The organism is Streptomyces sp. P9-2, assembly GCF_051903975.1.
Classification (GTDB): Bacteria; Actinomycetota; Actinomycetes; order Streptomycetales; family Streptomycetaceae; genus Streptomyces; species Streptomyces cellulosae.
Map to the genome: position 1 here is coordinate 4,475,599 of NZ_CP192633.1, position 23,010 is coordinate 4,498,608.

General features: G+C 72.6%; 22 protein-coding genes. 10 read left to right on the top strand and 12 right to left on the bottom strand.

The window, feature by feature from the left end; all coding sequences use genetic code 11:
* Positions 1 to 19: 19 nt before the first annotated feature.
* The 4 genes from ACQY0Z_RS20580 to ACQY0Z_RS20595 all read right to left on the bottom strand — a co-directional run bounded on the left by ACQY0Z_RS20580 (position 20) and on the right by ACQY0Z_RS20595 (position 4,185).
* Positions 20 to 1,264 (bottom strand): ketosynthase chain-length factor, encoded by a 1,245-nt coding sequence (locus ACQY0Z_RS20580; RefSeq protein ID WP_347225722.1) that lies wholly within the window; start codon positions 1,262 to 1,264, stop codon positions 20 to 22.
* Complete coding sequence (locus ACQY0Z_RS20585) at positions 1,261 to 2,529, bottom strand: beta-ketoacyl-[acyl-carrier-protein] synthase family protein (protein WP_189902151.1); 1,269 nt, start codon at positions 2,527 to 2,529, stop codon at positions 1,261 to 1,263. The genes ACQY0Z_RS20580 and ACQY0Z_RS20585 overlap by 4 nt, the downstream gene beginning before the upstream one ends.
* Entirely contained in the window at positions 2,526 to 2,993 is a 468-nt protein-coding gene (locus tag ACQY0Z_RS20590) for a cupin domain-containing protein (protein ID WP_137208597.1), read from the bottom strand. The genes ACQY0Z_RS20585 and ACQY0Z_RS20590 overlap by 4 nt, the downstream gene beginning before the upstream one ends.
* 70 nt (positions 2,994 to 3,063) lie before the next feature.
* Positions 3,064 to 4,185 carry a SchA/CurD-like domain-containing protein gene (locus ACQY0Z_RS20595; RefSeq protein ID WP_439812638.1) on the bottom strand — a complete coding sequence of 374 codons (1,122 nt, stop codon included), beginning with the start codon at positions 4,183 to 4,185 and terminating at the stop codon, positions 3,064 to 3,066.
* A gap of 274 nt (positions 4,186 to 4,459) precedes the next feature.
* Here ACQY0Z_RS20595 and ACQY0Z_RS20600 point away from each other — a divergent pair, with 274 nt between their 5' ends.
* On the top strand, positions 4,460 to 6,106 hold the full coding sequence (locus ACQY0Z_RS20600) for an FAD-dependent oxidoreductase (RefSeq protein ID WP_381728087.1): 1,647 nt from the start codon (positions 4,460 to 4,462) through the stop codon (positions 6,104 to 6,106).
* A 27-nt stretch (positions 6,107 to 6,133) separates the two neighbouring features.
* Here ACQY0Z_RS20600 and ACQY0Z_RS20605 read toward each other — a convergent pair whose 3' ends face one another.
* Positions 6,134 to 7,099: a hypothetical protein gene (locus ACQY0Z_RS20605; protein WP_439812639.1), complete on the bottom strand. Its 966-nt coding sequence runs from the start codon at positions 7,097 to 7,099 to the stop codon at positions 6,134 to 6,136.
* 143 nt (positions 7,100 to 7,242) lie between these two features.
* Complete coding sequence (locus tag ACQY0Z_RS20610; protein ID WP_137208593.1) at positions 7,243 to 8,688, bottom strand: glyceraldehyde-3-phosphate dehydrogenase; 1,446 nt, start codon at positions 8,686 to 8,688, stop codon at positions 7,243 to 7,245.
* 223 nt (positions 8,689 to 8,911) lie between these two features.
* Here ACQY0Z_RS20610 and ACQY0Z_RS20615 point away from each other — a divergent pair, with 223 nt between their 5' ends.
* A complete protein-coding gene (locus tag ACQY0Z_RS20615; RefSeq protein ID WP_006134511.1) occupies positions 8,912 to 9,316 on the top strand; it encodes an SseB family protein in 405 nt (134 codons plus the stop codon).
* A gap of 56 nt (positions 9,317 to 9,372) precedes the next feature.
* Here ACQY0Z_RS20615 and ACQY0Z_RS20620 read toward each other — a convergent pair whose 3' ends face one another.
* From ACQY0Z_RS20620 to ACQY0Z_RS20640, 5 genes are all read right to left on the bottom strand, one after another.
* Entirely contained in the window at positions 9,373 to 9,762 is a 390-nt protein-coding gene (locus ACQY0Z_RS20620) for a MarR family winged helix-turn-helix transcriptional regulator (protein ID WP_254585270.1), read from the bottom strand.
* A 71-nt stretch (positions 9,763 to 9,833) separates the two neighbouring features.
* The gene (locus tag ACQY0Z_RS20625) at positions 9,834 to 10,865 is read right to left on the bottom strand and encodes a LacI family DNA-binding transcriptional regulator (protein ID WP_439812640.1); all 1,032 of its coding nucleotides are present in this window, start codon (positions 10,863 to 10,865) and stop codon (positions 9,834 to 9,836) included.
* Positions 10,862 to 11,755 (bottom strand): carbohydrate ABC transporter permease, encoded by an 894-nt coding sequence (locus ACQY0Z_RS20630; RefSeq protein ID WP_254585269.1) that lies wholly within the window; start codon positions 11,753 to 11,755, stop codon positions 10,862 to 10,864. The genes ACQY0Z_RS20625 and ACQY0Z_RS20630 overlap by 4 nt, the downstream gene beginning before the upstream one ends.
* Positions 11,752 to 12,714 (bottom strand): carbohydrate ABC transporter permease, encoded by a 963-nt coding sequence (locus ACQY0Z_RS20635; protein WP_439812641.1) that lies wholly within the window; start codon positions 12,712 to 12,714, stop codon positions 11,752 to 11,754. The genes ACQY0Z_RS20630 and ACQY0Z_RS20635 overlap by 4 nt, the downstream gene beginning before the upstream one ends.
* On the bottom strand, positions 12,711 to 14,030 hold the full coding sequence (locus tag ACQY0Z_RS20640) for an ABC transporter substrate-binding protein (RefSeq protein WP_439812642.1): 1,320 nt from the start codon (positions 14,028 to 14,030) through the stop codon (positions 12,711 to 12,713). The genes ACQY0Z_RS20635 and ACQY0Z_RS20640 overlap by 4 nt, the downstream gene beginning before the upstream one ends.
* A 206-nt stretch (positions 14,031 to 14,236) precedes the next feature.
* Between ACQY0Z_RS20640 and ACQY0Z_RS20645 the strand changes: the two genes are divergently transcribed.
* The 6 genes from ACQY0Z_RS20645 to crcB (ACQY0Z_RS20670) all read left to right on the top strand — a co-directional run bounded on the left by ACQY0Z_RS20645 (position 14,237) and on the right by crcB (ACQY0Z_RS20670) (position 19,583).
* Positions 14,237 to 16,258, top strand: coding sequence for a beta-galactosidase (locus ACQY0Z_RS20645; RefSeq protein ID WP_381728091.1), 2,022 nt, complete (start codon positions 14,237 to 14,239; stop codon positions 16,256 to 16,258).
* Between the two features lie 109 nt (positions 16,259 to 16,367).
* Complete coding sequence (locus ACQY0Z_RS20650; protein ID WP_439812643.1) at positions 16,368 to 17,924, top strand: glycoside hydrolase family 53 protein; 1,557 nt, start codon at positions 16,368 to 16,370, stop codon at positions 17,922 to 17,924.
* A gap of 148 nt (positions 17,925 to 18,072) precedes the next feature.
* Positions 18,073 to 18,330 (top strand): helix-turn-helix domain-containing protein, encoded by a 258-nt coding sequence (locus ACQY0Z_RS20655; protein ID WP_275980515.1) that lies wholly within the window; start codon positions 18,073 to 18,075, stop codon positions 18,328 to 18,330.
* 76 nt (positions 18,331 to 18,406) lie between these two features.
* Positions 18,407 to 18,850 carry a fluoride efflux transporter CrcB gene (gene crcB, locus ACQY0Z_RS20660; RefSeq protein ID WP_189902127.1) on the top strand — a complete coding sequence of 148 codons (444 nt, stop codon included), beginning with the start codon at positions 18,407 to 18,409 and terminating at the stop codon, positions 18,848 to 18,850.
* Entirely contained in the window at positions 18,847 to 19,212 is a 366-nt protein-coding gene (locus tag ACQY0Z_RS20665) for a DUF190 domain-containing protein (RefSeq protein ID WP_254585263.1), read from the top strand. Before crcB (ACQY0Z_RS20660) ends, ACQY0Z_RS20665 begins: the two co-directional genes overlap by 4 nt.
* Positions 19,209 to 19,583, top strand: coding sequence for a fluoride efflux transporter CrcB (crcB, locus tag ACQY0Z_RS20670; RefSeq protein ID WP_439812644.1), 375 nt, complete (start codon positions 19,209 to 19,211; stop codon positions 19,581 to 19,583). The genes ACQY0Z_RS20665 and crcB (ACQY0Z_RS20670) overlap by 4 nt, the downstream gene beginning before the upstream one ends.
* Before the next feature lie 2 nt (positions 19,584 to 19,585).
* Here crcB (ACQY0Z_RS20670) and ACQY0Z_RS20675 read toward each other — a convergent pair whose 3' ends face one another.
* Positions 19,586 to 20,506: a fatty acid desaturase family protein gene (locus ACQY0Z_RS20675; RefSeq protein ID WP_439813372.1), complete on the bottom strand. Its 921-nt coding sequence runs from the start codon at positions 20,504 to 20,506 to the stop codon at positions 19,586 to 19,588.
* A gap of 360 nt (positions 20,507 to 20,866) precedes the next feature.
* Here ACQY0Z_RS20675 and ACQY0Z_RS20680 point away from each other — a divergent pair, with 360 nt between their 5' ends.
* Positions 20,867 to 21,622 (top strand): FCD domain-containing protein, encoded by a 756-nt coding sequence (locus tag ACQY0Z_RS20680; protein WP_189902119.1) that lies wholly within the window; start codon positions 20,867 to 20,869, stop codon positions 21,620 to 21,622.
* A complete protein-coding gene (locus ACQY0Z_RS20685) occupies positions 21,622 to 22,626 on the top strand; it encodes an asparaginase (RefSeq protein WP_347225731.1) in 1,005 nt (334 codons plus the stop codon). Before ACQY0Z_RS20680 ends, ACQY0Z_RS20685 begins: the two co-directional genes overlap by 1 nt.
* Positions 22,627 to 23,010 lie beyond the last annotated feature (384 nt).

Genomic DNA, 23,010 nt, shown 5'->3' on the forward strand with positions numbered 1-23,010 from the left:
TGCTCCTTCCCCGCCCGGATCACCGGGCGGAATCGTCACCGCGGCGCACGACCAGCGCCGCGTTGGAGCCCATCAGTCCCCGGCTGAGGACGAGGGCGGTGCGCAGCTCGGCGGGGCGGGCGTGCTGCGTCACCAGATCGAGGTCGTGGCAGATGTCGAACACGCCCGGCGTGGGCGGCACCAGGCCGTGCTCCATGGCCAGCAGCGCCGCCACCGTGTCCAGCACGGGCGCACCGCAGTACGCCCGGCCGAAGCCGGTCTTGGGCGCCGTGACCGGCACCCGTGTGCCGTGCGCGCCGAGGGCGTCGGCGATCGCCAGCGCCTCCGCGCGGTCCGCCTCGGGCACGCCCAGGGCGTCGGCGAACACGACGTCGATCTCCTCCGGCGCGACGCCCGCCTCGTCGAGGGCGCCGGTGATCGCGTGGGCGAGGCCCTCCCGGGACTCCGCCCAGCGGGACGTCCCCGTGAACGTCGCCGCGTGACCGGCGACGACACCTCTCACCGGCACCCCGCGCTCACGCGCACGTTCCTCGTCCTCGACGACGAGCAGGGCGCCGCCCTCGGCCGGCACGAACCCGCACGCCTTCTCGGTGAACGGACGGTAGGCGCGGTCGGGGTCGTCGAGGGTGCTGAGCTCGGGGTAGCCGAGCTGGCACACCATCGAGTACGGGGCCAGCGGCGCCTCCGCCGCCCCCACCACCATCACGTCGGTGCCGCGCCCCACCGCCCGGGCCGCGTGCGCGAGGGAGTCCAGACCGCCCGCCTCGTCGCTCGCGACCACCCCGCACGGCCCCTTGAGACCGCCGCGGATGGAGATCTGGCCTGTGCTCGCCGCGTAGAACCAGGCGATCGACTGGTAGGGGCCGACGAACTTCGAGCCCTGGCCCCACAGCTTCTGCAGCTCGCGCTGGCCGAACTCGCCGCCGCCGGAGCCGGCCGCGGTGACCACGCCGACCGAGTACGGGTCGGCGGGCTCGCCGCCCAGCCCGGCGTCGTCGAGGGCGAGCGCCGCCGCGGCCATCGCGAAATGGCTGAAGCGGTCGGTCTGCACCAGGAAGCGGTCCTCGACGAGGGCCGCCGGGTCGAACGACCGCACCTCGCCCGCCACCCGCAGCGGCAGATCCTCGCAGCCCTCGCGGGTGATCAGGTCCAGGACGCCGAGGCCCTCGCTCACCGACTTCCAGTAGGCGTCGGCCGTCAGTCCGTTGGGCGCGACCACACCGATGCCGGTGACGGCCGCACGCCCGGAACGCCGCTTGCTCATCGTGTCCTCCCGCCCGTACCGGACAGCAGCACCGCGGACTGGAAACCGCCGAACCCGCTGCCGACGGAGAGCACGTGCTCCAGCTTCCGCGGGCGGGCGGTGCGCGGCACGTAGTCCAGGTCGCACTCCGGGTCGGGGGTCTCGTAGTTCGCCGTCGGCGGCACGGCCTGGTGCCGCAGCGCGAGCACGCAGGCGGCCACCTCGATCGCGCCGATGGCGCCGAGCGAGTGCCCCACCATCGACTTGATGGAGCTCATGGGCGTCTCGTACGCGTGCGCCCCCAGCGACCGCTTCACCGCGGCCGTCTCGTGCCGGTCGTTCTGCCGGGTCCCGGAACCGTGCGCGTTGACGTAGTCGATCCGGGTCGGATCGAGCCGGGCCTGGTCGAGGGTGCTGTCGATCGCACGGGCCATCTCCAGGCCCTCACTGGTCAGGCCGGTCATGTGGTAGGCGTTGCCGTAGGTGGCGTAGCCGCTGATCTCGCAGAGGATGTCCGCGCCGCGCGCCCGCGCGTGCTCGTAGTCCTCCAGCACCAGGACCGCCGCGCCCTCGCCCATGACGAACCCGTCGCGGCGGGCGTCGAAGGGACGCGACGCGTGCTCGGGGTCCTCGTTGTTGGGCGACGTCGCCTTGATGGCGTCGAAGCAGGCCATCGTGATGGGGGAGATCGGCGAGTCCGACGCCCCCGCGATGCACACGTCCGCCCGGCCCTCCGCGACGGTGTGGAAGGCGTAGCCGACCGCGTCGAGTCCGGAGGTGCAGCCGGTGGACACCGTCTGCACCGGGCCCCGGGCGCCGAACTGCTCGGCCACCGTGGAGGCGAGGGTGCTCGGCGAGAACGCCAGGTGCAGCTTCGGGTCCGCCTTGGTGTGGTCCACGTCCCAGCGCCGGCCGCGCTCGCTGACCAGCACGTAGTCGTGCTCCAGCCGGGTGGTCCCGCCGACCGCGCTGCCCAGCGACACCGCGGTGCGCCACGGGTCGAGGGCCCCGGTGTCGAGCCCGGACTGCCGGACCGCCTCCCGGGCCGCGACCACGGCGAACTGGATGTAGCGGTCGGCGTGCTGGCTCAGGTCCGCGTCCAGGCCGTGCTCGAACGGGTCGAAGTCGCACTCGGCGGCGATGCGTGAGCGCAGGCCCGCCGGGTCGAACAGGGTGATGCCGCGGGTCGCGGTGCGGCCTGCGGACAGCAGGTCCCAGAACGCCGTCGCCCCGATGCCGCCGGGAGCGACCACACCTATACCGGTGACGGCCACCCGCCGGGTCATTTTATGGCCTCGCTCGGCTCGGCCGGACGGCCCGCCTCCGGCCCGCCCACCGTCAACTGCGGCCCGGACAGCGCGCTTTCGGTCTCCTCGGTGTCGACGTGCCCGAGGCTCGGGTGGGGGGCGAGGGGACCGAGGTGGAACACCATGCGGGCCTCCTCGTCGCCGACGTTGCGGAAGCGGTGCCGCATGTCGATGGGGATCATCAGCCCCTGTTCGGCGCGGAGCGCGAACGGCTCGCCGTCCAGGTCCACCTCGAGCGAGCCGTCGATGACGTACACGAACTCCTCGGAGTACGGGTGGTAGTGCTCGGCGATCCGCTCGCCGGGCTTGATGACGGCCAGCCCCATGAAGCCGCTCGTGGAGCCCACGGTGGCGGGGGTGAGCAGGGTCCTGAGGTCACCCCCGCGCCGGCGGTTGGGTTCCGTCTCGCTCAGGTCCACGATGCGTGGATGCTGCTTGGACATGGTTGATACCTCCGGATGTTCCGGTGACGTCCCCGGCGCGACGGCCGGCGGACGTCACCGTGGTCGACCGTCAGGAAGCCGCCGCGCTGCGGTCGGTGACGGGCAGCATGTCGGCGTGCGACAGCAGCCGGTTGAGGTTGCGCTCCGAGTCCAGGTCGCCCTCGACGCCGATCGCGGCGCCGTCCAGCAGCCGCCGGAGTTCCGCCGCCTTGCCCGGGCCCTTGATGCCCAGCGCGGCCGGCGGGTCCAGGTCGAGGTCGCCGGTGACGTCGACGAGACGGACCACGATGTCGTCCCGCTGGAACACGGTGCTCGCGTGCACCGGGCTGTCCGGGTCGCCCGCCGCGGCCTCGTCCTGGTGGGCGAGGAACCGGGCCAGGTCCATGCCGCGCCCCCGCAGGGCCGGGTAGTACAGCGCGTGCCGCCGCAGCCCCTCGGGCTCCGGCCGGCCGGCCGTGACGTGGTGCACGGCGGGGAGCGCGGCCCGGGTGAAGAACAGCCGCGCGGACTCGGGGTCGGTCAGGTCCCGGTCCTGCTCCAGATAGGGGTTGATGGCCTCCTCGACCGCCCGCACCTCCGGCTGGCGCGCCACGTGGCGCAGCGCGGCGAGCAGGTCGCCCTCCACCTCGACGGCCCGCACGACCCGGTTGCCGTGCATGAACAGCGAGGTGCGGCGCAGCCGCGTGGTGTCGTCGACCTGGGCCTTGGGCGACTCGTACCCGGCCAGCAGCTCCGCCACCTTGGACTCGGAGCCCGGCTTGACGGTGAAGGTGAGGGCGTGGCGCGCCACGCCGTCGCCGACCCGCACGGCCGACTGGAGGCCCGCCGTCGCCGTGTCGCTCAGCGGCCGGTCGGGGGTGGTCTCGCGCACGACGCTGTAGCGCATCGACCGGGTGTCCCGCACGCAGCTGTGCATCGGCCGGACGGTCTCCACGTGCTCCTCGCTGTTCACCCACGCGAGGAACGGCGGGGCGCTCTCCCACTCGCTGGTGATCAGCCACTGCGACGGGTTCTCGATCGACTGGCACAGCTGGTCGCTGATGTGACCGGGTACGGACGCGACCTTGTTCCGCATGTGCTCGTACGCCTCGAGGAACTGCTCCTGTGCTCCCTCGTACAGGTCGAGCAGCAGGATCACCCGCAGCCTGGAGCCGTCGAAGGCCGACTGCGATATGCGTCCCGACATGGTCATCCGGCGCACCTCTCCTCTTGTTGGGGAAACCCCTGCGTCGGGGCTCTTCCGGAAGCTCTTCACGGAAGGTCAGGAACGACCTCCGTGTCCGACGGGCAGGGGGTCGCCATGTGTCGATGGTCGGGTCGGCCCGGGGAGCGCGCGAGCGACACGGTGCAGCCGGGTGAACCGCGCGCCATCCGGGTGCCGCGCGGACGCGAAGGGCCCCGCACCGGGGATGACATCAGCGTCCCGTTCCTCAACCACGACCCGGGCGAACGCTGGAGGCGTTTCAATGAACCGATCGGGCACGACCGGCGAGGCGGTCCACCGCACGCCCGTCCTCATCGTCGGGGGCTCCCTGGTGGGCCTGTCGACGTCCCTGTTCCTGGGGCGGCTCGGTGTGCCGCACACGCTCGTCGAGCGGCACGCGGGCACCTCGATCCATCCGCGCGGGCGGGGCAACAACGTCCGCACGATGGAGCTGTTCCGCACCGCCGGGGTGCAGGGGCGCATCGTCGAGGCGGCGTCGGTCCTGCAGGACAACCACGGCATCCTGCAGACGCCGAGCCTGGTGGGGGACGCGGGCGAGTGGCTGTTCCGGGAGATCGACCCCGGCGGCGGCCTGGCCCGCTTCAGCCCCGCCGCCTGGTGCCTGTGCAGCCAGAACGACCTGGAGCCGGTGCTGCTGCGCAGCGCCCGCGAGTTGGGCGGCGACCTACGCTACAGTACCGAGATGATGTCGTTCGACCAGGACGGCGACGGGGTGACAGCGCTGGTCAAGAGCCGGGAGACCGGCGAGCACACCACGATCAGGGCGGACTACCTGGTCGCCGCGGACGGCCCCCGCAGCCCCGTCCGGGAGCGGCTCGGCATCGGCCACAACGGCCCCGGCGACCTGTTCCACAACGTCAGCGTCACCTTCACCTCGCGCCGCCTCGCCGGCGTGGTCGGCGACCGCCGCTTCATCGTCTGCTACCTGACCAGCCCGGAAGCCGACGGGGCGCTGCTGCCGGTGGACAACCGCGAGCACTGGGTGTTCCACGCCCCCTGGCACCCCGAACACGGCGAGACGCTCGAGGAGTTCACCGACGAGCGGTGCGCCGAGCACATCCGGCGGGCGGTGGGCGTGCCGGACCTGGACGTCACCGTCACCGGCCGGGCGGCCTGGCACGCGGCCGAGCGGGTCGCCGAGCGGTACGGACAGGGGCGGGTGTTCCTGGCCGGCGACTCGGCGCACGAGATGTCGCCCACCGGCGCGTTCGGCTCCAACACCGGCATCCAGGACGCCCACAACCTCGCCTGGAAACTGGCCGCCGTGCTGGGCGGCTGGGCCGGACCCGGCCTGCTGGAGAGCTACGACGCCGAGCGCCGGCCCGTCGCCGAGGCGACCAGCGCCCGCGCCTCCTCCCGCTCGGTGGAGCACAGCCACCCCGGCTACACCCCCGACGCCGAGGCGGCGGCGCTCGTCGGCCGCAAGCGCGGCATCCTCAACGTGGCCCTCGGCTACCGCTACCCCCGGGGCGCCGTCCTCGGCGCGGACCCGGCGACGCCGGTGGTGCCGGACGCCCTCACGCTGACCGGCGAGCCCGGCAGCCGCGCGCCGCACCTGTGGCTGGACCGGGCCGGCGCCCGCGTCTCCACGCTCGACCTCTACGAGCGCTCCCTCGTCCTGCTCGCCTCCCCGCACAGCCCGTGGCTCGCCGCCGCGGCCGAGGTGGCGGCCACGCTGCCCGTGCCGCTGGACGCGTACGGGGTGGGCGAGGACGCCGACCTGGTGCCCGAGTCGGGCGCCGACTGGGCCGAGGCCCACGGGGTCACGCCGGACGGCGCGGTGCTGGTGCGGCCTGACGGCTTCGTGGCCTGGCGCCACGAGGGACCGGCCGGGAACCCGGCCGCCACGCTGCGGGACGCTGTCGCCACCTTGCTGTCCCGCGTCTGAGAGGGCGCGGCCGCCGGGGCGCGCGGGTCACCCGCCGCCGATGCCGCCCTGGCGGCCGCGCTCGGCCTTGGCCAGATGCTGTTCGTACCGCTGGACCGCGTCTCCGTCGACGTCCCAGGGCCACGGGGTGACCATGCCCTGGAGCGCCTGGAACACCGGGTGGGCCTCCGCCGCGCGCCCGGCCGCGCACAGCGCGTACGCCAGGACGTTGAGGTCGGCCGGCGCCGCCGCGTGCTGGAAGAACCCCGGCTTCGGCCACAGCGCCGCGGCCTGGTGCAGTGCTGCCGCCAGGTGTCCGCTCTCGAAGAGCTGACTCGCGGTCATCGCGCGCATCCCGCCCTGTGCGAGCAGCCCCTGGTACTGCCGTACGGCGGCGGTGAGTTCGACGGCGGCGCAGGGGGCGTTGGCGGGGATGCGGGTGCGGACCGCGTCGACGAAGTCGAGGACCGAGGCGCTGGAGCCGCCCTCCTCGGGCGACAGCAGGGCGAGCATCTGCAGGAACGCCTCGCGGTTCCAGGGGTCGCGGCCGGTGGCCTGTCGCCAGAGGGCGTCGACGTCCTTGTGGTCGAAGCGCACGACGCGCGCGGTGCCGAGCAGCACCACCCACGGCAGCGGGTCGTCCGGGGACAGCTCGGCGGCCCGGTGGCACCGGGTGATCAGCGCGTCGGTGTCGTCGAGGCGCCGTTCCTCCAGGGCGCGCACCAGGGTGGTCCAGCAGTGGAACACCAGCGCGTCCACGTCGTCCGGGGCGCGCTCCAGCCAGGTCTCGGCGACACCGGTGCCGGCGGCGGCCGCGGCCAGCACGGACACCCGGTGGCCCCGCAGGTCCCAGTCGTCCCCGGTCTCCTCCAGCAGTTCGCCGATCAGTTCGACGTCGGCGGCCTTCCCGCTCCCCCGCCTGCTCACCTTCCCGAGAACTCGGTCCAGTTGGGTGTCTCCCAGGGAGCGGGAGAGACGGGGACGTCGGCCGGGGCGCGTACTGAAGAGGGGCATGTGCGAAGACTAGGAAGCGGATCGGCCCGTTCAACCGGTACGGGGTGATCGTTATGGATCTGGCCCTTACCGCCGGTCAGCCGGGCAGACCGGGGCGGGGCCGGACAACTCGCCGGCCCCGCCCCGCCCGTCGTGCGGGTGACTCAGACCGCGGGGGCCGGGTACGTCGGGTACTCCACGCCGGACACGTACTGGACGACGCGGACGACCTGGCAGGAGTAGCCGAACTCGTTGTCGTACCAGAGGTAGAGGATCGCGTTGTCGCCGTCGACCTTCAGGGCGCCGGCGTCGACGATCGACGCGTGCCGCGAGCCGATGAAGTCGCTGGAGACCGCGTCGGGCGCGCTGATGAAGTCGATCTGGCGCTTCAGCGGGGAGGTCAGCGACACGTTGCGCAGGTGGTCGAGGACCTCCTCGCGGTTGGTGGCGCGGCCCAGCTGGAGGTTGAGGATGGCGATCGACACGTCCGGCACCGGCACGCGGATGGAGCTGCCGGTGATGGGGGCCTTGAGGTCGGGCAGCGCCTTGGCGACGGCCGACGCGGCGCCGGTCTCGGTGATCACCATGTTGAGCGGCGCGGACCGGCCGCGGCGCTCGGACTTGTGGTAATTGTCCAGCAGGTTCTGGTCGTTGGTGAACGAGTGGACGGTCTCCACATGGCCGCGCAGCACGCCGTACTCGTCCGCCATCGCCTTCAGCGGCGGCACGATCGCGTTGGTGGTGCAGGAGGCGCAGGACAGGATGCGCTCGTCGGGCTTGAGGGTGTCGTGGTTGACCCCGTGCACGATGTTCGGCACGTCGCCCTTGCCGGGCGCGGTCAGCACCACCTTGTCGATGCCGGGCCGCAGGTGCTGCGAAAGGCCCTCGCGGTCGCGCCACTTGCCGGTGTTGTCGATCAGGATCGCGTTGTCGATGCCGTACGCGGTGTAGTCGATCTCGGCCGGGTCGTTGGCGTAGATGACCTTGATGACGTTGCCGTTGGCGACGATGGTGCTGTTCGCCTCGTCGACGGTGATCGTGCCTTGGAACTGGCCGTGCACGGAGTCGCGGCGCAGTAGCGAGGCGCGCTTGACGATGTCCTGCTCGCCGCCCCGGCGGACGACGACGGCGCGCAGGCGCAGGCCGTTGCCGGAGCCGGACTTCTCGATCAGCAGCCGGGCGAGGAGCCGGCCGATGCGGCCGAAGCCGTAGAGGACGACGTCGCGCGGCTCGCGGCGCTCGATCTTGTTGCCGCCGGTGGCGCCGGCGACGGCCTCGGCGGTGAACTCGGCGACGGACTTGCCCTGGTCGTCCGCGCGGTAGGCCTCCGCCAGCAGGCCGATGTCGATCTGCGAGGGGCCGAGGTCCAGCGTGGTGAGCGCCTGGAGGAACGGCAGGGTCTCGGTGACCGAGAGCTCCTCGCCCGCGATCTGCCGGGCGAAGCGGTGCGTCTTGAGGATGCTGACCACCGACTTGTTCACCAGGGAGCGGCTGTGCAGCAGGACGGTGACGTCCCGCTCCCGGTGCAGCTTCCCGATGATCGGGATCATCGACTCCGCGATCTCCTCGCGGTGCTTCCAGTTGGTGAACGAGTCTTCGTTGACAGTCACAGCATCATCTTTCGAGCTAGAGGGTGCTCATATGATAGCGATGCCGCTCGGAGGGGTTGGAGGGGGTCCGCCCTCTGACGTGCGAAGGGGCCCGGCGGGGCGCGCGTGAGGCGCGTGAATCGCAGGGTTGCGCGACATGCGAACGGGTACGCGTCCCCTACTGTGCCCGGGGCCGAAGTGCGTCCCGGGCGGGCCGACAACCGCCGCTACCAGGGAATTCGTCATGGAAACACCCGCGCACGAGAACAACGCCCCCACGCCCGCGCAGCGGGCCCTGGACGCACTGTCGGAGAACACCGAGGACACGGCCGCGTTGGACGCGCTGGCCAACAGCGACGTGCTGATCCCGGTCCCCGACGACGCGGGCGACGAGGAGGCCGCCGACCCCGGCGCCGTCGCGCTGCCCGTGCTGGAGCAGCCGGGAGGCACCCAGGTGGTGCCCGTGTTCACGTCCGAGCTGGAGATGGCCGGGCTGCTCCCGTTCGTCTCCCGCTACCGCCTGGTCCCGCTCGGCGCCCTCGCCGCGCAGTGGCCGGCCGACGACCTGTCCCTCACCATCGACGGCAGCTCCGAGCACCGTCTGACGCTGACCTCGGAGGGGGTCCGCACCCTGCTGGCCCGCCCCTGACGCGGGCGGCACCCGTCGGCCCGTGCCCGTACGCCAGGCGCGGGCCGATTTCCGTGTCAGTCGCCGAGCGCCCGGGCCAGGGCGGCGCGCTGGAGCGGGAGGGTCTCGGCGTGCAGTTCGCGGCCGCGCGCGGTGAGCTGCACGTAGACGCCGCGCCGGTCCGTCGGGCAGGTGCTGCGCCCGACCAGGCCGTGCCTCTCCAGGCGGGCGATCAGCCGGGACAGCGCGCTCTGGCTCAGATGGACCCGGCCGACCAGGTTCTGCACCCGGCACAGTTCGCCGGGCGGGGGAGTGGCGGACGCGAGCAGGTCGAGCACCTCGAAGTCGGAGGCGCCCAGGCCGTAGGGGTGGAGGGCGCGGTCGATCTCACCCTGGGCGCGGGCGTGCACGGCGAGGATGTCCCGCCACCGTTCCTCGAGCCGTGCCTGGTCCGTCGTCCCTGCCATACGGAAACCGTAACATTTGTTCGAAATTCAATGACCGCCTTGGCGGGGCCGGGACGAACGCCCCGGCGGGGTCAGGCCGACGCCCGTTTCACCAGCTCGGTGGGCAGGATGACCGCCGCCGTGTCCTCGCCGCCGATCTGCGCCAGCAGCACCCGGACCATCTCGGCGCTGATCCGGTCCCAGGGCTGGCGGATCGTGGTCAGCGCGGGGCTCACCGCGACCGCCGCGGGGCTGTCGTCGAAGCCGCCCACCGCCACGTCCTCGGGCACCCGGCGGTCCGCCCGCTGCAGCGCGGCCAGCACGCCCTGCGCCATCAGGTCGGATGCCACGAACACCGCGTCCACGTCCGGCGCCTGCGCGAGCAGCCGCTCCGCGGCCGCCTCGCCGCTCGCCCGGCTGTAGTCGCCGGAGACGATGAGCCGCTCGTCCTCCTCGACTCCCGCCTCCGCGAGCACCTCCCGGTAGCCGGCCAGCCGCTCCACCCCGCCAGGGGTGTCCAGCGGGCCGGTCACCACGCCGATCCGCCGCCGCCCCAGGCCCAGCAGGTGCCGCACCATGTCGCGGGCGCCGTCCCGGTCGTCGGCCGCGACATAACTGACCTTGGAGCCCAGCCCGATCGGCTTGCCGCACGCGACCAGCGGGACGCCCGCCGCGCGCAGCTCCTCCGCGACCGGGTCGCCGGAGTGGCTGGACACCAGCAGCACCCCGTCCACGTGCCCCGCGGTGATGTACCGCGTGATCCGCCGCCGCTCGTCGTCCGTGCCGGCCAGCATCAGCAGCAGCGGGATGTCGTGCGCGGCCAGCGCCTGGGTGCAGCCGCGCAGCAGCACGTTGAAGTTGGGGTCCTCGAAGAACCGCTCCTGCGGCTCGGTCAGCAGGAAACCCACCGAGTCGGAACGGCCGGTGATCAGGGAGCGGGCGTGCCGGTTCACCACGTACCCGGTGCGGCGGATCGCGGCGTTGACCGCCTCCGCCGCGGCGGGACTGACGTAGTGGCCGCCGTTGAGCACGCGTGACACGGTGCCGCGCGAGACCCCCGCCTCGCGCGCCACGTCGTGGATCGTCGGCGGCTTGCGCCTGCCCCCCGTGTTGCCCATGGTCACGACTTTACGGCCCCGGACAGCAGATCCAGACTCCAGAACCGCTGCACGACCAGGAACAGAGCCACCAGCGGCACCACGGCGAGGAAGGCGCCCATGATCACCAAGGTGTAGAGGGCGGGCTGGCTCGAACCCTGCTCCAGGAGCGTGTACAGACCCAGCGTGATCGGGAACTTCTCGTCGTCGCTGAGCATCACGAACGGCAGCAGGAAGTTGTTCCACACGGCCACGAACTGGAACAGGAACACCGTCACCAGACCCGGCAGCATCATCGGCAGCGCGACCCGGGTGAAGATCCGCCACTCGCCCGCCCCGTCCATCCGGCCTGCCTCCACCACGTCCGACGGCACCGCCGCGGCGGCGTAGATCCGCGCGAGGTAGACGCCGTACGGGGAGAGGATCTGCGGCAGCAGCACGGACAGGTACGAGTCCGTGAGGTCCGCCTCCGCCATCAGCAGGTACTGCGGGATCGCCAGGATCACCGGCGGCATCAGCACCCCCGCGAGCAGGACGTTGAACACCGTCTCGCGGCCCCGGAAGCGGTACGTGGCGAGCGCGTAGCCGCTGACGGCGGACACGCACGTCGACAGCAGCGCGCCCAGCCCCGCGTACAGGGCGGAGTTGGCCATCCACTGCCAGTAGACGCCGTCGCGGTAGGAGTTGAGGTCCGTGAGGTTCTCGGCGAAGCCGGTGCCGGGCCAGAAGGTGAACGTGGAGAACAGCTCGCGGCCGGACTTGGTGGACGCGATCACCACCCACATCACCGGCAGCAGGCAGTACACCGCCCCGAGCAGCAGGGTCACCGTCGGGACCAGCGCGATCCGGCGGCCCCGCTTCGGGCTGGGCGCCGTGCCGTCCGCGGCGTCGGTGCGGGGGAGGACGAGGGAGCTCATCGGCCCGCCTCCTGCTTCGTGCGTCGGTTGGCGGTGCGCAGGAACCCGAAGGACAGCACCAGGGTGGCGACCGCGATCAGCGTGGCCTGCGCGGCGGCGGCATGGATGTCGCCGTTGCCGAAGGCGTCCTGGTAGACCTTCATCAGCGGACTCCAGGTGGTGGACACGGAGTTGGTGAGCGGCTTGAGGGTGGTGGGCTCGCTGAACACCTGCAGCGTCGCGATGATCGAGAAGAAGAAGGTCAGCACCAGCGACGGCGCCACCATCGGGATCTTGATCCGCAGCGCGATCTGCAGCGGCGTCGCGCCGTCCAGCTTCGCCGCCTCGTACACCTCGGCCGGAACGGCCCGCAGCGCGGTGTAGATGACGATCATGTTGAAGCCGGTGCCGCCCCACACCGCGATGTTGGACAGCGCCCCGTACAGCGGGCCGCCGTCCAGCAGATCCGGCTGCGGCAGCCCCAGCGCGTCCAGCACGAAGGAGAACGGGCTGACGCTCGGCAGGTACAGGAACCCCCACAGCAGCGCCGCCACCACGCCCGGCACGGCGTAGGGCAGGAAGATCGCGAGACGGGTGAAGTGCGCGAGCCGGACCCGCTCGGCGTCCAGCATCAGCGCGAACAGCAGGGCGAGTCCCAGCATCACCGGCACCACGACGCAGCCGTAGACGAGCACGCGCAGCGCGCCGTGCAGGAGCTCGCTGTCGGACAGCGCGCCGGCGTAGTTCTCCAGCCCTGCCCAGACCTCCTCGCGGGCCCCGGCCCCGAGGCCCAGCCCGGAGACCTGGACCTTGCGGAAGCTGAGCCACACCGCGTAGCCGATGGGCAGCGCGAAGAACAGCAGGAACAGCACGATCGCCGGCACCAGGAACAGATAGGGAGCCTGGCGCGCACGGCTCCGGGAGGGGCGGCCGTACGGGGCTCCCTGGGCCCCGTGCGGCCGGCGGGCGGGGGACTTCACTCCGCGACTCCGAAGCCCTGCTTCTTCAGGTCGGCCACGGTGTCCTCCTGCATGGCGTCCAGGGCGGCGGTGAAGTCCGACTTGTTCTTCGCGGCGGCGCCGAAGGCGTTCTTGAACGTCGTGTAGGCGACGTTGACGTTCGGCCCCCAGGCGGACGGCGCGGTGGTCTCCGCGATCTCGGCGGCCTTCGTGTAGAAGTCGGGCTGGTTGGCGAAGAACTCCGGCGGCGTGGCGAAGGCGCCGCTGGTCTGCGCGGCCGTGGACGCGGGATAGATGCCGCTCTCCTTCGCCAGCGCGTTGAGCGCCCGCGCGTCCGTGTTCAGCCAGGCCGCGAACGTGGCGGCGGCGTCCTTGTGCTTCGAGTCGGTGGTGACGGCGGTGGAGGAGCCGCCCCAACTGCCCGTGCGGTTCTCGCCCTTGGTCCACTGGGGGAGCGGGGCCATGGCCCACTTGCCCTTGGTGGCGGGCGCGGCGGTGGTGAGCGTGCCGGGCGCCCACACGGCGCTCACCCACGCGATCTGCTGCCCGGTGTCCAGCGCCTTGTTCCAGGCGGGCGTGTACATCGGCTGGTTGTCGATCGCGCCCTCCTTGACCAGGCCGCCCCAGAACGAAGCGACCTTCTTCGTCGCCGCGTCGTTGATGCCGACCTTCCACTTCTCGCCGGAGGTGGTCCACCACTGCGCGCCGGCCTGCTGGGCGAGGCCCGCGAACAGCCCGGAGTCGTTGGCGGAGAAGGTGGTCAGGTCCTTGTCGGGGGCCGCCTTCTTCAGCTTGCGGGCGGTGTCGGCGAACTCGTCCCAGGTGGTGGGGACCGTCAGCCCGTACTTCTGGAACAGGTCTTCGCGGTAGAAGAACATCATCGGCCCGATGTCCTGCGGGACCGCGTACACCGCGTCCGTGCCCAGCGTGGTGTGCTGCCAGACGCCGTCGGCGAACTCCTTCTTGGCGTCGCCGACCTCACCGGATATGTCGGCGAGGGCGTCGTTGCTGACCAGGGTGGGCAGTGCCTGGTACTCCGCCTGCACCAGGTCGGGCGCCTTGCCGGCCTTGTGCGCGGTGAGGATCTTGGTGACGAGGGTGTCGCCGGACGCCTGCTTCTTCACCGTGACGGTGATCTGCCGCTCCTTGCCCGGCCCCTTGTTCCACAGGTCCACGACCTTGTCCATGCCGGGGGCCCAACTCCAGTACGTCAGCGTGACCGGACCCGACGCGGCGCCGTCGTCGTCGGACGACGACCCGCAGGCGGCGAGCGCGGTGGCCCCGAGGGCCACGGCGACGGCGGAACTCACGAGGCGACGGCGCTTCGTGTACGGCATGGAAGTCTCCCCTGACCTGGGCCCCCGCCGAGTGCGGGGACCGGATGCGTGCGGTGCGCGGCTCGCGCGGGCATCTGTGAGCGTTCACAGTAGAGAAACACATCGGACACTTGTCAATGGTTGATGCTGTGCGGTTATGTGGGCTCCACACCGTCGAGAATGTGTGTGCACGTTCCCAAGCGATCGATCACAACGGGAGACCATCGATGCCGGAGATCACCCCCAGGGGCCTGACCGGGCTCGCCTTCGGCGGGGACTACAACCCCGAGCAGTGGCCGGAGGCCGTCTGGGAGGAGGACGTCCGGCTGATGCGCGAGGCCGGCGTCACCCTGGTGAGCGTCGGCATCTTCTCCTGGGCCCTGCTCGAACCCGCCCCCGGCGCCCACGACTTCGGCTGGCTCGACCGCAGCCTCGACCTGCTGCACGGCGCCGGGATCCGCGTCGACCTGGGCACGCCCACCGTGGTGCCGCCCGCCTGGTTCTACCGCGCCCACCCCGACGCACTGCCCGTCACCGCCGACGGGGTGCGCCTGGAGTTCGGCTCCCGCGGCGCCATCTGCCACAGCAACCCCGCCTACCGGGCGGCCGCCGCGGACATCACCACCCGCCTCGCCGAGCGCTACGGCGACCACCCGGCGCTGGCGATGTGGCACGTCCACAACGAGTACGGCGTCCCCGTCTCCGCCTGCTACTGCGACACCTGCGCCGCCCGCTTCCGCCGCTGGCTGGAGCGCACGTACGGCAGCGTGGAGGCCGTCAACGAGGCCTGGGGCACCGCCTTCTGGGGCCAGCGCTACGCCTCGCTCGACGAGATCAACCCGCCCCGCGCCACCCCCACGGTCGGCAACCCGGCCCAGGCGCTGGACTACCGGCGGTTCGCCGACGCGACCATGAGGGAGAACTTCACCGCCGAGCGGGACATCCTGCACCGCCTGTCACCCGGCGTCCCCGTCACCACCAACTTCATGACCGCCCTCAGCCAGTGCGACTCCGTCGACTACTGGGCCTGGGGCCGCGAGGTGGACCTGGTCACCAACGACCACTACCTGATCACCGACGGCCGCCGCACCCACGTCAACCTCGCCATGGCCGCCGACCTCACCCGCTCCGTCGCCGGCGGCGCACCCTGGCTGCTCCTCGAACACTCCACCTCGGGCGTCAACTGGCAGCCCCGCAACCCCGCCAAGGCCCCCGGCCAGATGGCCCGCAACTCCCTCGCCCATGTCGCGCGCGGTTCCGAGGGCGCCATGTTCTTCCAGTGGCGCCAGTCCCGGCGCGGGGCGGAGAAGTTCCACTCGGCGATGCTGCCGCACGGCGGCACCGAGACCCGCGTCTTCCGCGAGGTCACCGAACTGGGCGCGTCGGTACGGTCGTTGGCACCCGTGCGGGGCACCCGCACCGAGGCGGACGTCGCCGTGCTGTGGGACTGGCAGTCCTGGTGGGCGCAGAACCTCGACTGGCGCCCCAGCCAGGACCACGACGCCCGCGAACGCGCCGACGCCTTCTACGAGGTCCTCTACGACCGCCACCTCACCGTCGACTTCGCCCGCCCGGAAGACGACTTGTCGAGGTATCCCCTTGTCGTCGTCCCCGCCCTGTACCTGATGACCGAGGCGGCCGGCGACAACCTGCGCCGGTACGTGGAGGGCGGCGGCACGCTCGTCGTGTCGTACTTCTCGGGAATCGTCGACGAACACGACGCCGTGCACGAGGGCCCCTGCCCGGGCACCCTGCGGGACGTCCTGGGCCTCACCGTCGAGGAGTTCTCGCCGCTGCTGGAGGGCGAGCGGGTGCGCCTGACCGGCCCCGGCGGCGCGGACCTGCACGCCGACGTGTGGACCGAGTTCGTGGTGCCGCGCGGCGCCGAGACCGTGTGGACGTACGCCGACGGACTGGCCGCCGGCCGGCCCGCGGTCACCCGGCACCGCCTCGGCGAGGGCACCGCCTGGTACGTCTCCACCCGGCTCGGCACCGACGGCCTCGCCACCGTCCTCGCCCGAGCCGCCGAGGACGCGGGCGTCCCCCCGCGCGACGACCTGCCGCACGACGTCGAAGTGGTCCGCCGCAGCGGCGACTCCGGCCGCTTCCTCTTCGCGATCAACCACTCCGCCGCCGACGCCAAGGTCCCGCTGGAGACCCCCGGCACCGAGCTGCTGACCGGCGAGCGCGCCGCCGGACGGCTCGCGGTGCCCGCCGGGGCCGTCCGGGTGGTCCGGCTCGACGGCTGAACCCGACTCCCCTCCGCCCGCGCGGGCGTACGGCCGCGGGCGGAGGGGGCCCTCACCCACCGGGTGCGGGCGCTCCTCCCCCCCCACGTCGAAGGGACGACGAACGCCGATGTTCCATCCCAGACGCACACTCCGGGCCCTGCTGCCGCCGCTCGTGGCGGGCCTCACTCTCACCGCCCTGCCCGCCCCCGCGACCGCCGCGAGCACCCTCACCAACGCGGGTTTCGAGTCCGGCGGCACCGGCGCCGCGACCCCGGCAGGCTGGTCCGAGTCCGGCGACACCGCGGCCTCGTACACCGAGGCGGGCGGACGCGACGGCGGTCACCGCCTCGCCCACTGGTCCTCCTCCGCCTACCGGGTCGAGACGTACCAGCAGCTCACCGGGCTGGCCGCCGGCGCCTACCGGCTCACCGCCTGGGTCCGCTCGGGCGGCGGCCAGAACGCCGCGTACCTCGCCCTGCGCGACTGCGGCGGCGCCGACCGGCGCACCGGCCTGCCGGTGTCCGCATCGGGCTGGCTTCGGATCGTCGTGCCCGTCACGGTGAGCGGCGGCCGCTGCACCGTCGCCGTCGTCAGCGACGCCAACCCCGGCAACTGGATCAACGTCGACGACCTCACCTTCGAACGCGGCACCGCGGGCCTCGGCGTCAAGGGCGCCGACATCTCCTCCCTCCCCAAGAGCGAGGACCGCGGCGGGGTGTACCGCACGGCCTCGGGAACCGCCGGCGACCCCCTCGCCATCCTCCGCTCCTCCGGCATGAACTACGCCCGCGTCAAGGTGTGGGTGAACCCGGCCGACGGCTACAACGACAAGGCGCACGTCCTGGCCCTGGCCAAGCGGGTCAAGGCGCGGGGCATGAAGCTGCTGGTCGACTTCCACTACTCGGACGCCTGGGCCGACCCCGGCAAGCAGACCAAGCCCGCCGCCTGGGCCGGACACGGCTACGAGCAGCTCAAGAAGGACGTCCACGACCACACCCACGACGTACTGAACGCCCTGAAGGCGCAGGGCACGACGGCCGACATGGTGCAGGTCGGCAACGAGATCAACGGCGGCATGCTGTGGAGCGAGGGCTCCACCTCGAACTGGTCCCAGCTCGCCGGGCTGCTCAACTCCGGCTACAGCGCGGTGAAGGCGGTCAGCCCGTCCACGTCCGTCGCGCTGCACCTCGCCGAGGGCGGCGACCTCGACGGCACCCGCTGGTGGTTCGACCAGGCGGTCGCCCACGGGGTGCGCTTCGACGTCATCGGGCTGTCGTACTACGGCTACTGGCACGGCACCCTGCACGACGTGCAGACCACCCTCGACGACGCGGCCGCCCGCTACGGCAAGCCCGTGTACGTCGCCGAGACGGCCTATCCGTTCCGCCTGGACAGTGAGGACGCGCTGGAGAACATCATCGACCTGGAGAGCGAACTCGTCCCCGGCTACCCGGCCACCCCCGCCGGGCAGACCCGCTGGATGAACGACATGGCGAGCATCGTGGAGGCCGTCCCCGGCGGACGGGGCCTCGGCATCTTCTACTGGGAGGCCACCTGGACCGCCCGCGACGGCAACGGCTGGGACCCGGCCGACCCGTCCTCCGGCAACGGCTGGGAGAACCAGGCGCTGTTCGACTACGGCGACCGCGCGCTCCCCGCCATGGAGTGGTTCCGCCACCGCTGACACCGGTGACCTTTCCGGAGTCAACGTCCTCGTGTGGCAGGGGCGTTGACTCCGGACAAGCTGCCCGCAGTACCGGACACGGGGACCCCGGGCGCGGCACAGTGAGAGGGAGCCGGAGACGAGGAAGCCCGGCGGGGAGGTGGACGACATGCCGAGGACTCCCGCCGACGGGACACGACTGCGCATCCTCGCCTGGCTGGGCGACCCGGACACCGCCGAACGGGGCCTCACCGCGGACGACGTCGCGACCCGCCTCGGCGTGCCCCGCCCCGCGGCCCTCACCCACCTCCACCTGCTCACCGCCCTCGGCCTGCTCCACCCCACCGGCCTGGACGACGGCCCCCGCTACCGCCGCGACGAGATCCGCCTGGCCGAGGTGACCCAGCTGTTCGAGAAGGGCTGGTAGCCCCGAGCAGGTCCGGACGCCCCGTCTCCGACGCCTGGACTAGGCTGATCCCGTGCGAGTGGGAGGACGTACGACCGTGACCGCGGCGGACACCGGACGACCCCGGGGCCGCTCCGCCGTACGGGCCCAGGCGCCTGTCGTCGCGGCGGTCGCGGTGGGCGGCGGAGTGGGAGCCGCGGCCCGGTACGCGGCCGTCGTGTGGTGGCCGACCCCGGCGGGTTCCTTCCCCTGGACGATCCTGTGGGTCAACGTCCTCGGCTGTGCCGTGATCGGCGCGTTCATGGTGACCGTCACCGAGGCCCGCGCCGCGCACCGCCTCCTCCGGCCGTTCTTCGGCACCGGCGTCCTGGGCGGCTTCACGACCTTCTCGACCTACGCGGTGGACGTCCGCGGCCTGTTCGAAGCCGGCCGCCCCGGCAGCGCGGTCCTCTGCCTGGCCGCCACCCCCGTCGTGGCCCTGACCGCCGTCTGGGCGGCGACCACGGCCACCCGCCGGGCTCTGATCAGGAGGCAGTCATGACCACTCCGACGACCGACGGGCTGCGCCTCACGGTGCTCGTCGGCGAGTGCGACACCTGCCGTCACCGGCCGCTGTACTCGGAGATCGTCCACCGCGCGCACGCGGCGGGGCTCGCCGGAGCCAGCGTGTTCCGCGGTATCGAGGGCTTCGGCTCCTCGTCGCTCGTGCACACCTCCCGGCTGCTGTCACTGAGCGAGGACATGCCGGTGGCGGTCGTCATGGTCGACACCGAGGAACGGGTGCGGGCCTTCCTGCCGGAGGTCCACGCGCTCGTCCCGGAAGGGCTCGTGTTCCTCGAACGGTGCGAGATCGTCCCCCGCCCCGGGAGCGACGACGACGCCGTGCGGGAGGGCCGGGCGTGACCTGGCTGTACGTGGTGCTCGGCGCGATGGCCGGGGCGCCGTTGCGGTATCTCACCGACCGGGCCGTGCAGTCCCGGACCGGCTCCGACCTTCCCTGGGGCACGTTCACCGTCAACGTCGTCGGGAGTCTGATCCTCGGGCTGCTGGCCGGCGCCGCGGCCGCGGGCGTCGCCGGCGACGACGTGCAGCTGCTGCTCGGCACCGGACTGTGCGGCGCCTTCACCACCTACTCGACCTTCTCCTACGAGACCCTCCGCCTCGCCGAGGGCGGCGCCCTCGGGTACGCGGCCGCCAACGTCCTGGTGAGCACGGCCGCCGGCCTGGGCGCCGCCTTCGCGGGGGCGGCCCTGGCCGGGGCGGTGTGGCCGTAGGGTCAGCGCCCGGCCTCGCGCAGGGGCGCGCCGGCCTCCCGCAGATGGCGCAGCGCCGTGCGGTGCGAGGCGAGGAGACCCGACCGGCAGTACGGGATGCCCAGCTCGGCGCAGTACCGCTCGGTGATCGCCTGGGCCTTCGCCAGGGCCGGCGTCGGCATGCTGGGGAAGAGGTGGTGCTCGATCTGGTAGTTGAGGCCGCCCATGAACACGTCGGTCAGCGCACCGCCGTCGACGTTGCGGGAGGTCAGCACCTGACGGCGCAGGAAGTCCAGCTCGGTGCCCTCCTCGACCATCGGCATGCCCTTGTGGTTCGGCGCGAACACGGAACCGAGGTACAGGCCGAACAGCCCCTGGTGCACGGCGATGAACGCGAGCGCCTTACCGGGGGACAGTAGTGTGAAAATTCCGCCGAAATAGACGGCGAAATGCGCGACGAGGAGGGTGCCCTCCAGGACGGGCCGTTTCATCGACGGGCTGCGCAGCGCCCGGAAACTGCTGAAACTCAGATTCAGGCCCTCGAGGGTCAGCAGCGGGAAGAAAAGGGCCGCCTGGTGTTTTCCGATGAACCGGGCGGGACCCTTGGCCTGCCGCGCCTGACGACGTGACCAGACGATGATGTCGGGCGCGACGTCCGGGTCCTTGTTCTCGTGATTCGGGTTCGCGTGGTGGCGGGTGTGCTTGTTCATCCACCAGCCGTAGCTCATGCCGAGCAGCACGTTCGCCACCAGGAGACCGCCGGTCTCGCTGGGGCGCCTGCGGGAGAACACCTGGCGGTGCGCCAGGTCGTGCGCGGCCAGCCCGAGCTGCCCGAACACGACGGCCAGCGCGGCGGCGACGAACAGCTGGCTCCAGCTGTCGCCCAGGAGCAGGAACGCGACGACGCCTCCGGCGAACGCCAGACCCACCGCGGTGAAACGCACCGTGTAGTAGAGGGGGCGGCGACGCAGAAGGTCCGCGTCGGCTATTCGCCGGGACAACTCGGAGAAATCACTCCCGCGTCCGGAGCTTTTCTCCCGCTCCCTTTTTCGTCCGCCCCCCTGAGGGTTTGTCTGCTTTTCGCCCTCGTCGGAGGAATGGATGCCGGCCGGCGCCGTCGAATGTGCCATGCGCTCAGTATGGGGGTTCATTTCCCCGGCGAAGAAGGGCGGTGGCCCCCGCATACGACGGGACGGGCACCCCCAGGGAAGAGGGGTGGTGGCCCCAGGGCGGGGGTGTGGCCGGCACCACCTCCGGCCCGCCCCCGCTTGACAGTGCGCGCGGGCGGCCCGCACGATCGGCCCGTGAACCTGTCAGACAGCCAGACAGGTGGTGCGGGGCCGCGGCGCGTCAGCGCGACGGAGGCGGTGCTCGCCCACCTCCGCGACGCCATCGAGCGCGGCGAGTACGCGATCGGCGCCAAGCTGCCCTCCGAGGCGGAGCTCTGCCGCGAACTCGAGGTGTCCCGCCCCGTGCTGCGCGAGGCGCTGCGGGCACTCCAGACCATGGGCCTGACGGTGTCCCGCACCGGCAAGGGCACCTTCGTGGTCGCCGACGCCGTGCAGGACCCCACCTTCGGCGACTACACGGCCGCTCACCTCATGGAGGTCCGCCGGCACGTCGAGATCCCCGTCGCCGGGTACGCCGCCCTCCGCCGTACGACGGAGGATCTGGACCGGCTGCGGGGGCTGCTGGCGCGGATGGAGGGGGAGACCGACACGACCGCCTGGGCGGCGATGGACACCCTGTTCCACCTCGCCGTGGCCGAGGCGGCCCAGAACCCCGTGTTCCGGCGGGTCATCGAGGAGATCCGGGACGCGCTGGCCCGCCAGTCCGCCTTCCTCAACGAGCTCGGCGGCCGCCGCGCCCACTCCGACCGCGAGCACCGGGCCATCGTGGAGGCCCTGGCCGCCGGCTCCGAACCCGACGCCGTGCGCGCCATGACCCACCACCTCGACCGTGTCGAGACCACCCTCACCGACATCGTGCGCTCCGCGCGCACACCGGGCCCGCGCACCACCCCCGCGCCGGCCCGCCCCGACAACCCGCAGGCAGTGTGATGCACAGCAGTCTCCCCGCGGCCGCACCCCCGGTCCGCGCACCCCGCCACGCCCCCGTCGCCCACCTCGTACGCGGCGGGGTCGTCGAAGGCGTCCACTACGGCTCCGTCGTCGTCCTCGACAGTGACGGCACCGTCGGTTTCCGGCTCGGCGACCCCGAGGCGGCGTTCTACCCGCGCTCCGCGCTCAAGCCCGTCCAGGCGGTGGCCATGGTCCGCGCCGGCCTCCCGCTCGACGGCGACCTGCTGTCCCTCGCGGCGGCCAGCCACTCCGGCGAGGAGCGCCACCTCGACGGCGCGCGCCGCATCCTGGCGCGGGCGGGCCTCACCGAGGGCGATCTGCGCAACGTCCCGGACCTGCCCTTCGACCCCGCCGTCCGGGACACCTGGGTGCGTGCGGGCCGCGGCCCCTCCCGGCTCGCCCAGAACTGCTCGGGCAAGCACGCGGCCATGCTGTACACGGCGAAGCTGAACGGCTGGTCGCTCGACGACTACCTCGACCCGGCCCACCCGCTCCAGCAGGCGGTCGCCGAGACCGTCGAGGACCTCACGGGGCGGCGTGTCGCCACGGTCACCGTGGACGGCTGCGGTGCTCCGCTGTTCGCGGTGTCCCTGGAGGGCCTGGCCCGCGCGGTCGCCCGGATCGCGGGCGGCGCCCCCGGCACCCCCGAGGGGCGGGTCGCCCACGCGATGCGCACCCACGCGGAGATGGCGTCCGGTGCGGGCCGTGACGTGGCCGCGCTGATGCGCACGGTGCCGGGGCTGCTCGCCAAGGACGGCTTCGAGGGCGTCCAGGTCGCGGCACTGCCGGACGGCCGAGCGGTGGCCGTGAAAATAGCCGACGGCGCGGGCCGCGCCCGCATCCCCGTCACGGCGGCGGCCCTCACCCACGCGGGCGTGGACCCCGCCCTGCTGACCGCGTTCGCGGGAGAGGCGGTACTGGGCGGGGGGCGCCCGGTGGGAGGGGTACGGCCGGTGGCGGGGCTGGGGGCGGTGTGCGTCTGAGACGGGGGTGAGCTGGTAGGCGGGCCTGGGTTCCGGCGCCCGGGGGTCGGGACAGCCGCTGCCCGCTGACGGGGTGCCGCTGCGCCCACCCGTGCCGCCCCTGGCGGCACGACTGCCCGCAGCGGCGGGGGCCTGCAAGCGGGCGTGGCGGCCGCACCCTTCAGGGGCGCGGGGAACTGCGCGCTCAGCCACTGACTGCCCGCAGCGGCGGGATGAGGGCGGGCCTGGGTTCAGGCGCCCGGGGGTCGGGACAGCCGCTGCCCGCTGACGGGGTGCCGCTGCGCCCACCCGTGCCGCCCCTGGCGGCACGACTGCCCGCAGCGGCGGGGGTCTGCAAGCGGGCGTGGCGGCCGCACCCTTCAGGGGCGCGGGGAACTGCGCGAC